Annotated in this window: 11 protein-coding genes and 1 pseudogene; 3 read left to right on the top strand and 9 right to left on the bottom strand. The window is 61.7% G+C overall.

Translation table 11 applies throughout. The annotated features are described in order from the left end of the window. The first annotated feature begins 120 nt into the window (after positions 1 to 120). Entirely contained in the window at positions 121 to 1,038 is a 918-nt protein-coding gene (yegS, locus tag IMW75_RS06780; RefSeq protein WP_045058107.1) for a lipid kinase YegS, read from the top strand. Here yegS and IMW75_RS06785 read toward each other — a convergent pair. Next, a pseudogene (locus tag IMW75_RS06785) lies at positions 1,022 to 1,228 on the bottom strand (response regulator transcription factor); the annotation flags it as partial. The gene yegS and the pseudogene IMW75_RS06785 overlap by 17 nt on opposite strands. Positions 1,229 to 1,488: 260 nt before the next feature. Between IMW75_RS06785 and IMW75_RS06790 the strand changes: the two are divergent. Then, complete coding sequence (locus tag IMW75_RS06790; RefSeq protein WP_205892155.1) at positions 1,489 to 2,424, top strand: chemotaxis protein CheV; 936 nt, start codon at positions 1,489 to 1,491, stop codon at positions 2,422 to 2,424. 77 nt (positions 2,425 to 2,501) lie between these two features. Beyond that, on the top strand, positions 2,502 to 3,308 hold the full coding sequence (locus IMW75_RS06795; RefSeq protein ID WP_205892156.1) for an MOSC domain-containing protein: 807 nt from the start codon (positions 2,502 to 2,504) through the stop codon (positions 3,306 to 3,308). A gap of 68 nt (positions 3,309 to 3,376) precedes the next feature. Here the strand turns inward: IMW75_RS06795 and ppnP are convergent, their stop codons facing one another. The 8 genes from ppnP to IMW75_RS06835 form a co-directional block, all read right to left on the bottom strand. Next, on the bottom strand, positions 3,377 to 3,661 hold the full coding sequence (gene ppnP, locus IMW75_RS06800; protein ID WP_045058110.1) for a pyrimidine/purine nucleoside phosphorylase: 285 nt from the start codon (positions 3,659 to 3,661) through the stop codon (positions 3,377 to 3,379). A gap of 69 nt (positions 3,662 to 3,730) precedes the next feature. Next, positions 3,731 to 4,273: a 3'-5' exonuclease gene (locus IMW75_RS06805; protein ID WP_045058111.1), complete on the bottom strand. Its 543-nt coding sequence runs from the start codon at positions 4,271 to 4,273 to the stop codon at positions 3,731 to 3,733. Positions 4,274 to 4,344: 71 nt separating this feature from the next. Further along, entirely contained in the window at positions 4,345 to 6,306 is a 1,962-nt protein-coding gene (locus IMW75_RS06810; protein ID WP_205892157.1) for an acetyl/propionyl/methylcrotonyl-CoA carboxylase subunit alpha, read from the bottom strand. Between the two features lie 117 nt (positions 6,307 to 6,423). Further along, entirely contained in the window at positions 6,424 to 7,221 is a 798-nt protein-coding gene (locus IMW75_RS06815) for an enoyl-CoA hydratase/isomerase family protein (RefSeq protein ID WP_045058113.1), read from the bottom strand. Further along, positions 7,218 to 8,375 carry a citronellyl-CoA dehydrogenase gene (atuD, locus tag IMW75_RS06820; RefSeq protein ID WP_122841338.1) on the bottom strand — a complete coding sequence of 386 codons (1,158 nt, stop codon included), beginning with the start codon at positions 8,373 to 8,375 and terminating at the stop codon, positions 7,218 to 7,220. The genes IMW75_RS06815 and atuD overlap by 4 nt, the downstream gene beginning before the upstream one ends. 24 nt (positions 8,376 to 8,399) lie before the next feature. Beyond that, the gene (atuC, locus tag IMW75_RS06825; protein WP_045058115.1) at positions 8,400 to 10,016 is read right to left on the bottom strand and encodes a geranyl-CoA carboxylase subunit beta; all 1,617 of its coding nucleotides are present in this window, start codon (positions 10,014 to 10,016) and stop codon (positions 8,400 to 8,402) included. A 3-nt stretch (positions 10,017 to 10,019) separates the two neighbouring features. Further along, positions 10,020 to 10,889, bottom strand: coding sequence for an SDR family oxidoreductase (locus IMW75_RS06830; protein ID WP_205892158.1), 870 nt, complete (start codon positions 10,887 to 10,889; stop codon positions 10,020 to 10,022). Between the two features lie 12 nt (positions 10,890 to 10,901). Continuing rightward, positions 10,902 to 12,692, bottom strand: a complete 1,791-nt coding sequence (locus IMW75_RS06835) for an acyclic terpene utilization AtuA family protein (RefSeq protein ID WP_205892175.1) — start codon at positions 12,690 to 12,692, stop codon at positions 10,902 to 10,904. Positions 12,693 to 12,771: the final 79 nt, after the last annotated feature.

A 12,771-nucleotide genomic window follows, 5' to 3' on the forward strand; every position in this document is an offset into this window, starting at 1 on the left:
GGTCACCGCTGTAGGACTCGCCTCTGGCCTCGCTTAAATATTTGGTTTTTTTTACGGCTTTTTTGGCCGTGGGCGCGGTCAACATCTGCCATACGGAATCCAATCCTGGGAGTGACTGCCATGAGCGAACGCAAAGCGCTGTTAATTCTGCACGGCAAGCAAGCGCTCAACGAAGCGGTGCGTAACGCAGTTGAAGAGAAACGGCAGCAGGGCTGGGACCTGGCTGTACGGGTGACCTGGGAGGCTGGCGATGCCCAGCGGCTGGTCGATGAGGCACTGGATGCCGGTTATGTGCAGATTATCGCCGGGGGCGGAGATGGCACCCTGCGCGATATCGCCGAAGCAATCGCCAATCACTCGGCAGATGCCAGCCTGGTGCTGATGCCCTTGGGCACCGCGAATGATTTTGCACGCGCCGCCGGGGTACCGCTGGAACCTGGGCCCGCATTGGAGCTACTGGATGCTCCGGCCAGTGCCATTGACCTGGGCGAAGCCGGCTCGCAAGTTTTCTTGAACATGGCCACGGGTGGTTTCGGTAGCCAGGTCACCGCCAACACGTCGGAAGACCTGAAAAAAGTGCTCGGTGGAGCTGCCTATCTGTTTACCGGATTGTCGCGTTTCAGCGAGTTGCACGCCGCCTACGGCGAGTTGCAGGGGCCTGATTTCCACTGGAGCGGCGAGCTCCTGGCACTGGGCATTGGCAATGGTCGACAGGCCGGTGGCGGGCACGTCCTGTGCCCCGAAGCACTGGCTGACGATGGTTTGCTTGATATCAGCATTCTGCCTGCACCCCAGGAAGTGGTCGGCACCCTGAAGAACCTGCTGGCCGATGGCTTCGGTCTGGACAACATGTTCGTGCGCGCCCGCTTGCCCTGGGTCGAAATCAAGGTTTCGGAAGGGCTCTACATCAACCTTGATGGCGAGCCACTGGAAGGCGACAACCTGCGCTTCGCGGCGCGTCCGGCAGCCCTTCGAGTGCATCTGCCGGCGAACTCACCCTTGTTGACCGGTTCGACGATCGTTAATCATCCAGACTGATGATCCGCTCACGCACGGCAAACAGGACCAGCCCGGCCACGTCGTAGATCTGCAAGCGCTTCATGATCTGCGAGCGATGGGTTTCCACGGTCTTGATGCTCAGCCCCAGGCCGCTGGCGATTTCCCGGGTGGATTTGCCGCGAACGATCAGGCGCAGGATTTCCAGCTGGCGCGCCGTCAGGTTGTGGGTCACTGATTTGGGCCTGTTGCCGGGTCGGTGTGCATCGACAAGATCAATCGATCGCATCGTTGTCGTTGCTGATCAGGTTGCAAGTGACTCAGGCATTCCTCCGTTTTGGCCAAGAGCGGCTGCGTTCCTGCTGTTGCGGATGGCGTCCGCGTATTCGGTCGGGCACAGGAGCGGGGCATCTTAATCAAGGGGTCAAGGTCTGCCGTTGGCAGCCGATAAACCGTTTTAATGAACTCACCCGTACAAGCCCAGGAGTCATAATGGCCGGCATTCTCGACACGGTAGATAAACGCACGCAACTGGTGGGTGAGAATCGCCTTGAAATCCTCATGTTCCGCCTGGCAGGCCGGCAACTGTTTGCGATCAACGTGTTCAAGGTCCAGGAAGTGTTGCAGTTGCCAAAGCTGACCCTGATGCCCCAGCGCCACCCATTCGTCTGCGGCGTGGTCAATTTGCGGGGTCAGACCCTGCCAGTGATCGACTTGTCCCAGGCTATCGGCATGCGGCCATTGGTTCCGGGGCCGACCAGCACGATCATCGTCACCGAATACAACCGCTCGGTGCAGGCATTCCTGGTCAGTGGCGTAGATCGGATCGTGAACATGAACTGGGAAGCCATCCTGCCTCCACCGACCAGCGCCGGCCGCCAGCACTACCTGACTGCGATCAGCAAGGTGGATGACCAGTTGGTGGAAATCATCGATGTCGAGAAAGTCTTGGCGGAAATCGTCCCGTACAATGCCAAAGTGTCTCGCGAGAAACTCGAGGACCCGGTGCTTGAGCGCGCAAGGGGCCGTGAAGTGTTGCTGGTGGATGACTCAAACGTGGCCTTGGCGCAATTGCGCGACACCCTGGGCCAGTTGGGCGTAAAGATGCATATCGCCAGCGATGGTCTCAAGGCCTTGAGGATGCTCAAGGCCTGGGCCGATACAGGGGAGAACATGACCGACAAGTTGCTGATGGTATTCACTGACGCCGAGATGCCGGAAATGGACGGCTACCGCCTGACCACCGAAATTCGCAACGATCCGCGCTTGCGCGGGCTTTACGTGGTGCTGCATACGTCGTTGTCCGGCAGTTTCAACGAGTCGATGGTGAAGAAGGTGGGTTGTGACAATTTCCTGTCCAAGTTCCAGCCGGACAAGCTGGTTGATGTGGTGCGCCAGCGATTGATGCTGGATGAAGTACCGGTTTGATCAACGCCAGACACCCGTTCTTTGATTCAGGCCCCAAGCTCGTATAGGGTGACGTTTTTCCCCTCAGGAACCTGGCCATGCTGCATCTGAGCGCACTCTATCGTTACCCCCTGAAATCCGGCAAAGGCGAGGCCCTGCAACAGGTCAGCCTGGACAGACTGGGCGTGGACGGTGATCGACGCTGGATGCTGGTGGACGAAGCCACCGGCCGCTTCCTCACCCAGCGTGCGGTGGCAACGATGAGCCAGTTGTCCGCCTTGTGGAATGCCCAGGGCGGCCTGACGCTTAGCGCTCCGGGGCATTCGACCATTGATATATCCCTGCCTGGCGGCGATGCCGAACTGCGCGGAGTGACCATCTTTAGCGACAGCCTGCGCGTACCCGATGCCGGAGACGAGGCGGGTGCCTGGGTCAGCGAGTTCATAGGCAAACCTACTCGACTGGTACAAATCCCCCTCGATCGTGCCCGTACGACCCAGTCCGGCTATGGCAAGGACGATGATCAAGTGGCTTTCGCCGACGGCTTTCCGCTGTTGCTGATCGGCCAGGCGTCCCTGCAAGACCTGTCGCAACGGGTCGGGCGCCCGCTGGAAATGCAGCGCTTTCGACCCAACCTGGTCATCGAAGGCAGTGACGCATTTGCCGAGGACGGCTGGAAGCGCATTCGCATCGGTGATGTCGAGTTCCGGGTGGTCAAGCCCTGTTCGCGCTGCATCCTGACCACGATCGATCCACAGACCGGTCAACGCAGCGAAGACCGTGAACCCTTGGCCACCTTGCAGAAATACCGGGCCCAGGCTGACGGCGCGATGTTCGGCCAGAACCTGGTGAACGACGGCAATGGCCGGCTGGAAGTCGGCATGCCAGTGACGGTGCTCGAATAACGGCGCTGGAAATAAAAATGCCCGGGTCAGATGCCCGGGCATTTTTTTCGCTATGAAAACCCGCGGTTTTAGCCGCGGTATTCGCACAGGTAAGCGGTATCGACAGCCACTTTCAGCTGGAACTTGCTGTTAGCTGGCACATTGAACTGGCTGCCTGCAGCGAAGGTTTCCCAGTCGGTGCTGTCTGGCAGCTTGACGGTCAGTGCGCCGCTCACGACATGCATGATTTCACGCTGGCTGGTGCCGAATTCATACTCGCCCGGTGCCATGACGCCGATAGTCGCGGGACCTTCTGCAGTGCCGAAGGCGATGGACTTGACGGTGCCGTCGAAGTACTCGTTGACTTTAAACATGGGCGATTCCTCGAAAAGGGCTAAAAAGGGCCGGCCAGTATGCACAAGCCCCTGGGCGCCGTCACCACTCTAGGCGGGGAGAATCAGCGGCAACAGGCGCGCTGTATTGCGTGCGTCCTCGAGTGCCCGATGTTGTTGCCCGGTGAACTGCATGCCCGCCAGTTGCAGGGCGCCGTTGAGGCCCAGCGGGCGTTCCAGCCTGCGCACCTTGGCGAAGCGCTGCTTGAGGTTCATGTGCGGCACCCGACCGAGCAGGCTGTCGAGTTGCAGGCGTTGCCACTCCTGTACCAGCTGCTGGCGATCGTAGTCGCCCCAGCTGGCCCAGCCCTCCAGGCGTGATTCATGCTGGCCGAGCCAGCGCTCGAAGGCAGCCCAGACTTCGTCCAGGGGCTGCGCGGCGTCGATGTTGGCCTGGGTGATGTGCGTCAGTTCGCGGCAGAACGGCGTCAGCAAGGGACGGCGTAGCGGCCGGACAAAACGCTGGAAATGATCGAGCTCGCGACCTTGGCGATCCACCAGGGTGGCACCGATTTCGATGATTTCCATTTCAGTTACTGGCCAACCACCCTCATCGGTGGTGGCTTCAAGATCAATGACCAGCCAATGGGGCATCGCAGGTTTCCTGGTATCCGCGTCCTGATAGGCTTTGAGCGTAGCCAAACCCTGCGGTTCCGCCTAGCGGCTTATTCGACCTCGAGCAAAATCTGCCGATTTTTCACCTGGTCGCCGACACTGACCTGCAGGCGCTTGAGCACGCCGTCGATGCCGGACTTCAGCGGATGCTCCATTTTCATGGCCTCCAGCACCACCAGCAGTTGGCCTTTGTGCACGGTGCTGCCCTCGCTGACCAGTACGTCGACGATGGCGCCATCCATCGGTGCCTTGAGGGTGCCGGAGCTGATACTGGCCTGCGCGCTGACCGGCGCTTGCGTGCGGTCTTCCAGGCACAGGCTGCCGGGACGGGTGAACAGCCACAGGCGGTCGGCTTCGAGACGGTAGGCATGGCGCTGGCGAATGCCGTCGATGTCCAGGATGGCCCAACAGCCGTCGCATTCGATCACGTTCAGGGTCAGGGCCTGGCCGGCGATGTGTACCCGGTAGGGTTGTCCTGCAAGCCCATTCAACTCCACGGCCCAGTCCTGCTCCGCCAGGCCCAGGCGATAGAGCAGGGGTACGCTGGCATTGCTGCGCCAGCCGGCCAGCGGCCCGGCATGCACCCGGGCCGAATGGTGATGGAACAGTGCGGCTGCGATCGCCAGTTCTGCAGCGCTCGGCACCCGCGGGCGCAAACAGTCGTGATCGGCGAAATGGGTCGCGATGAACCCGGTGTTGAATTCACCGCTGACGAACTGTGGATGTTCCAACAGGCGCGCCAGTAGCGCCTGATTGGTCTGCACGCCCAGCAGCACGCTGTCCTGCACGGCGCGCACCAGCTTGCGCCGGGCTTCCTCGCGGGTGGCGCCGTGGGCGATGATTTTGCCGAGCATCGGGTCGTAGAACGGGCTGATATTCTGGCCCGCAATCAAGCCGTGGTCGATCCGCACAGTGCTTTGCAAGACGGGCTCCCATACCCCGACACGTCCGGTTTGCGGTAAAAAGCCCTGGGTTGGGTCTTCGGCGTACAAGCGCACTTCCATGGCATGACCGGTGAGCTGCACTTGGTCCTGGCGCAACGGCAGCGGCAGTCCTTGCGCGACCAGCAACTGCCACGCCACCAAATCGAGGCCGGTGATCATTTCGGTCACCGGGTGCTCGACTTGCAGACGGGTGTTCATTTCCAGGAAGTAAAACCGCCCTTGCCGGTCCAGCAGGAACTCCACGGTCCCGGCGCCGACGTAATTCACCGCGCGGCCGGCCTTGAGCGCCGCTTCTCCCATGGCCTGGCGCAAGGCTTCGGTCATCACCGGGCAGGGCGCTTCCTCGATGACTTTCTGATGGCGGCGTTGAATCGAACAGTCGCGCTCCCCGAGGTAAATCAGGTTGCCGTGCTCGTCGCCAAACAGTTGCACCTCGACATGCCGAGGATCGATCAGCGCCTGTTCCAGGATCAACTCATCGCTGCCAAAACCGTTCAACGCTTCGGAACGTGCGGTGTGAATCTGCGCCAGCAGGTCACTTGCATCCTGTACCAGGCGCATGCCGCGACCGCCGCCTCCGGCACTGGCCTTGATCATCAGTGGATAACCCAGGCGCGCGGCTTCACGACCGAGGCTCGCGTCGTCCTGTTCAGCGCCCTGATAGCCATCGATACAGGGCACTCCTGCGGCAAGCATGGCGATTTTCGACAGCCGTTTACTGCCCATCAGTTCTATGGCTTCGGGGCTCGGGCCAACAAAGGTCAGGCCGGCCTCCCGGCAGGCGAGGGCAAATTTGGCGTTTTCCGAGAGGAAACCATAGCCCGGGTGAATGGCGTCGGCACCCGTGCGGCGCGCGGCGTCGATGATCGCCGCAATGCTCAGGTAAGACTGTTGCACCGGGGCCGGGCCGATGTTCACGGCCTCATCGGCCATGCGCACGTGCAATGCGTCGGCGTCGGCGTCACTGAAGACGGCGACGGTGCGATAGCCGAGGGCTTGGGCGGTGCGCTGGATGCGACAGGCGATTTCACCGCGGTTGGCGACCAGGATTTTGTTGAAGGAGGGCATGGAGTCTTCGCTCTGGTTACACGGTGGATTTTCGGGCCTTTACGCGAGCAAGCCCGCTCCCACAGGGGATCTGTGGCGTTGACGAACCCTGTGGGAGCTGGCTTGCCTGCGATGCTGTCACAGAGCCCATCCTGGTTTACGTTTTTGCACGAAAGCCATAGTCCCCTCGACTCCTTCAGGCCCGGTCACTGCGTCGCTGAACCATTGCGCCGCTTCATCCAGCAAGGCATCAGTCGGCTGTCCGGCACTGGCCAGCAACAGACGCTTGGTCAGTGCATTCGCTCCCGGCGCGCAACGCAGCACATGGGCCAGCACTTCATCGAGCCGCTCGGCCAGGGCCTGGGCGTCATGCTCGACGAAGTGCACCAGGCCGATCTGTCGCGCCTGGGTGCCATCAAATCGCGCGGCCGTCAGCGCCAGGCGCCGTGCTTGCGTCAAGCCAATGCGCTGGACCACGAACGGGGCGATCTGCGCCGGCAGGACTCCGAGGCTGGTTTCCGGCAAACCGAACTGCGCCTGGTGATCCGCCAGCGCGACATCGCTCACGCACGCCAGCCCCAGGCCACCGCCCAGTACTGCGCCCTGCAGCACCGTGATCACCACTTGCGGCGCGTGCTGCACTTCCTGCAGCAGCGCACCAAACGCCCGATTCAGCTCACGAAACCCCTCCGGGCCTTGAGTTCGGGCGTTGGCCATATCCTTGATGTCGCCGCCGGCGCAAAAATGCCCCCCGGCGCCGCCGATCACCAATGCCCGAATGGCTTGGTCCTCGCGCACGCTCGCCAACAAGCCCCGCAGTTCGGCAACCATTTGCAAGCTCATGGCGTTGCGACTTTCCGGGCGATTGAGCGTGACGTGCAGCACGCCGTTATGCAATTCGAGCAGCAACGTCTGGCATACCGGCAAGCGGTTCATTTCTTCTTCCCTGGCAGGATGCCCATGAGTTTGCAGATGATCCCCAACATGATTTCGTCGGCGCCCCCGCCGATCGACACCAGGCGCACATCCCGATAGGCCCGTGCCACGGGGTTGTCCCACATGAAGCCCATGCCGCCCCAGTATTGCAGGCAGCTGTCGCTGACTTCACGCCCCAGGCGCCCGGCCTTGAGCTTGGCCATCGACGCCAGGCGGGTGACGTCCTGGCCCTTGATGTATTGCTCGGTGGCCTGATAGACCAGCGCCCGCAGGCACTCGATTTCGGTTTGCAGTTCGGCCAGGCGAAAGTGAATCACCTGATTGTCGATCAGCGCATTGCCAAAAGTCTTGCGCTCCTTGCAGTACTCGATCGTGCTGTCGACGCAGTGCTCCAGGCCCTTGAGCATGTTGGCCGCACCGAACAGGCGTTCTTCCTGGAACTGCAGCATCTGCATCATGAAGCCTGCCCCTTCGTGGCCAATGCGGTTGCGCTGCGGTATACGCACATTGTCAAAAAACACCTGGGCGGTTTCCGAACTGCGCATGCCGAGCTTGTCCAGGTGCGAGCTGAGGCTGATGCCCGCAGTATTCATGGGCACCATGATCAGCGACTTGTTGATGTGCGGCTTGTCGTCCGAAGTGTTGGCCAGCAAACAGATGAAATCGGCGCTCGGTGAGTTGGTGATCCACATTTTGCTGCCGTTGATCACATAATCGTCGCCATCCTTGCGTGCGCTGGTTTTGAGCCCGGCGACGTCAGAACCGGCTCCGACCTCCGACACGCCGATGCAACCGACCTGCTCACCAGTGATCGCCGGGCGCAGAAATTCTTCCCGCAGTTCGTCGCTACCAAAACGCGCCAACGCCGGGGTGCACATGTCGGTCTGTACGCCGATGGACATCGGAATACCGCCGCAGTGAATGGTGCCGAACTCCTCGGCCGCGACGATCGAGTAGCTGTAGTCCAGCCCCATGCCGCCAAACTTCTCCGGTTTGGAAATTCCCAGCAGGCCCAGTTCGCCGGCCTTGCGAAAGAGCTGGTGAATGGGAAAACGCCCGGCTTTTTCCCATTCGTCGACGTGGGGATTGATCTCGTTGTCGACGAATTGCCGGACCGTGCGGCGCAGTGCTTCGTGTTCCTGGGTGAAGATCATTTTTATTGTTCTCCTGATCGCCCTTTAGAAGCGGGCTACACCAAAACTGTTGGCGTGCAATGGCCGCACTTCGGCCTCGTGGCAGATGTCCAGCAGGTAGCCGAGCAAGGTCCGGGTGTCGCGCGGATCGATCAGGCCGTCGTCCCACAAGTTGGCGCTGCCATACAGGGCAGTGGACTGGCCGTCGAGTTTCTGCGCAGTGACCTGCTCCAGCATGTCGAGCATTTTCGGATCGGGCACCAGGCCATCCTTGAGTTGTTTGGCCTCGGTGACAATGCGCAGTACCTTGCCCGCCTGGGCGCCACCCATGACCGCCGTGCGGCTGTTGGGCCAGGCGAAGATGAAGCGCGGATCGAGGCCGCGACCGCACATGGCATAGTTGCCGGCGCCGTAGGAACCGCCGACGACGATGGTCAATTTGGGCACGCGGGCGTTGGCGACTGCCTGGATCATCTTCGCACCATGTTTGATCACGCCTTGCTGTTCCGACTCGGTGCCGACCATGAACCCGGTGGTGTTGTGAAAGAACAGCAGGGGCGTCTGGCTCTGGTCACACAGCTGAATGAATTGCGCCGCCTTGCTCGCCCCCCTGGGCGTGATCGGGCCGTTGTTGCCGATGAAGCCGCAGGCGCGACCCTGGATCTGCAAATGCCCGCAGATTGTCTGCTGATCGTACTCGCCCTTGAACTCGAGGAAATTCGACCCGTCGGCGATCCGCGCAATGATCTCCCGCGCGTCGTAGGGTTTTTTCGCGTCGTCGGGGATCAGCCCGAGCAACTCGTCGATGGGGTATAGAGGTTCTTCGAACGATGGCCGAGGGGGCATGGCCAGGCGTGCGTTCCATGGCAGCAGGCGCAGAATCTCGCGCACCTGGCGCACGCCGTCGGCATCGTTTTCCGCCAGGTACTCCGCCGTACCTGCCACTTGTGCGTGCATCTCGGCACCGCCAAGCTCCTCATCGGTGGCGATCTCGCCCGTGGCCGCCTTGAGCAGTGGCGGCCCGGCCAGAAACAGCTTGGCCTTGCCGCGCACCACCACCACGTAATCGGAGAGGCCGGGCTGATAAGCACCGCCCGCCGTGGCCGAGCCGTGCACCACGGTAATCTGCGGCAAGCCCATGGCCGACATCCGGGCCTGATTGGCAAAGCTGCGTGCGCCTTCGACAAAAATCTCCGCCGCATAATTGAGGTTGGCACCACCGCTTTCGGCCAGGGTAATGACCGGCAGTTTGTTCTCCATGGCGATCTGCTGCAGGCGCAGGGATTTTTTCAGACCACTTGGGGAAATAGTCCCGCCTTTGATCGCGCTGTTGTTCGCCACCACCAGCACGCGCACACCCGACACGTAACCGATGCCGGCGATCAGGCCGCCACCCGCCGAATGGCCATCCTTGTCATCGTGCAGCTTGTAACCGGCCAGACTCGCCAATTCAAGAAAAGGCGCGCCGGGATCCAGCAGCAGGTTGAGACGTTCCCGGGGCAGCAATTGCCCGCGCTGGTCGAACCTGGATTTTGCCTCGGCAGCCTTGTTCAGAAGATTCTGTTCGAGCTGACGCACCTGCTCGATACCCGTCAGCATTGCGGCATGGTTCTGCGCGAAATGTTGGCTGAAGGGGTCGACCTGGGACTGTATGACCGGCATGGCTTAGTCCTTGTCCTGAAGTACTTCGGGCAGGTACGCTCGGTGAAAGCCGTTGTACGACTCGCTGTTGTGCGCCTTGTGCATGGGCCACGCCCGCCCGCCAAGACTCGCCGCGCCATCGATGCGCAGGGTGCTGCCGCTAATGAATGTCGCCGCCGGGCTGAGCAGGAAAACGATCGCCGCGCTGACTTCCGATTCGGTGCCGATGCGCTTGAGCGGAACATGCTCGCGCAGGGTCGGAATCACTGCCTTGAACGCACCCTCGTAAGTGTCCATGCCACTTGAAGCGATCCAGCCGGGCGCCACCGCGTTGACCCGCACGCCGGCGTACCCCCATTCGAATGCCGCCGTTTTTGTCAGGTTGTCCATGCCCGAGCGCGAGGCGCCGGAATGGCCCATGCCCGGCATGCCGCCCCACATGTCGGCGAGCATGTTGACGATCGAGCCGCCGTGCTTGCTCATGGATTGATTGAACACTTCCCTGGCCATCAGGAAACCGCCCACCAGGTTGGTGCGCATCACGGTCTCGAAACCCTTCTGGTTGATTGAGGCCAGCGCCGAGGGGAACTGCCCACCGGCATTGTTGACCAGGCCGTGGATGGGGCCATGCTCGCGGATCAATTCGCTGACAATATGCCGCACCGTTTCTTCCTCACGGATATCGCACACGACCCAGTCGGCCTGGCCGCCATCTGCGGTTATCTCGCCGGCGACGTTCTCCAGCTTGGCCGCGTTGCGCCCCACCAGCAGTACATGGGCACCCAATGCCGCCAGTTCATGGGCGGTGCAACGGCCGATGCCGCTGCCGCCACCGGTCACGATGATGTTTTGCCCGGTAAACAAGCCGGCTTTGAAAATCGAATCGTAGGCCACGGTGACAGTCCTCTAGTTGACCTGGTCGGCGATGCTTTGCGGCACCGGTATCTGGATTTCCAGCAGCTGCTGGGCGAACGCCTTGCCTTGCGGGTCGATGCGCAGACTGGCCACGCCACCGCCGCCGAGGGCGTTCTCCAGCAGGAAGTTCAGGCTGTGGGTGGCCGGCAGGTACCAGCGCTCGACTCGCCCGTATACCGGGTCGAGAACATGGCTCATCCAGTCGACCAGCACCTCCGGGGTCAAGGCTTCGGCGATCCACGGCAGGTACTCTGCTTCGCGGGCCATGACCCCGATATTGCTGTGGTTGCCCTTGTCCCCGGAGCGCGCAACCGCCAGCTTGACCAGCTCGACGCTGGCGTCGGCCAGGCCGACCGGTTTGGGCGGGTCGAGCGGCACCGGCAAGTCCTGGGTGTCGAGCGTCGCGATGGCGGGCAGGGCACAGGGATGGCGCTGACCGTCGAAGTGAATACCCAGGGTGCACGCGGATTTATCGATCAGGAATGAGAACAGGCGGATCAGCGGGTACACCGTCGGTCGCCCACCGACGATCCCGGTCAACCCTGGCGCCATGCCGGTCGCGGCCTGGGCTATTTCCCGGGAGAACAGGATCAACGCCTGTTTGTCCGGATGCCTCACCGCCAGCTTGATCACCACCTCGCGGGTGTCCTGGCGCTGACCGTGAGAACCGTAGGTGGCTTCGCTGCCGAGCAGTTCGACATTGACCTCGCTGTAGGGCAACCAGCCGCGCTGGCTGAAGATGTCCGAGGTTTTGTTGATAATCGCGGCGCTGACGCGTCGGGCCTTGTCGACCGCATCGATCCCGGCGATCAGACAACTGGCAGTGCAGCGAAAACCGTCGAGGAAGGTGGCGCTGACCTTGTACTGGTCAGTGGGTGGCAGGCCCTTGGCGCCGTGCACCTGAACCCGGTTTTTACCCTGTTGCACGAGCCTGACCCGGGTGAAATCACACACCACATCAGGCAGCAGGTAGGCTTGCGGGTCGCCGATTTCATAGAGCATCTGTTCGCCCACGGTCAGCGGCGTCACCAGGCCGCCGGAGCCTTCGGGTTTGCTGACGATAAACTGGCTGTCGCGGCTGACTTCGACGATGGGGAAACCGATGTGTTCGTAGTCTGGCACCTCACGCCAGTCGGTGAAGTTGCCCCCGGTGCATTGGGCTCCGCATTCGATGATGTGGCCGGCGAGGGCGGCCTGGGCGAGTTTGTCGTAGTCCTGCCACGACCAGCCGAACTCATGCACCAGGGCGGCGCTGACCACGGCACTGTCGACCACCCGCCCGGTGATGATGATATCCGCCCCCAGGCGCAAGGCTTCGACGATGCCAGGTGCACCGAGGTAAGCGTTCGTCGAGACGCACATCGCCGGCAACGGCGCGCCACTGAACATCTCCTGGATGCCGAGGGTCCTGAGCTGCTTGAGCTGCGGTTGCAGGTCGTCGCCCAGCAACACGGCAATTTTCAACCCCACCCCGGCCTTGTCGCAAGCAGCTTGCAGGGTCGCAGCGCAGGCTTGTGGATTGATCCCGCCGGCGTTGCTGATCACCCGAATGCCTTGCTCGGCGAGTTGCGTGAGCAGCGGAGTGAGAACTTCGACGAAATCGCTGGCATAACCGGCCTGGGGATCTTTCATCCGCGCTCCGGCCATGATCGACAGGGTGATTTCTGCCAGGTAGTCGAACACCAGATAGTCCAGGCTTCCCCCTTCCACCAGCTGCGCCGCGGCCGTCGAAGTGTCGCCCCAGAACGCGCTGGCGCACCCGATGCGAATGGTTTCCGGCACAGTTGGCTTCATGCTCACCTCCGTCGACAGTATTGGGAGACTACCGCTGCGAGACTGCTGATTCGCGATTCGAGACTAC

The sequence above is a fragment of the Pseudomonas gregormendelii genome (assembly GCF_017114825.1).
Classification (GTDB): domain Bacteria; phylum Pseudomonadota; class Gammaproteobacteria; order Pseudomonadales; family Pseudomonadaceae; genus Aquipseudomonas; species Aquipseudomonas gregormendelii.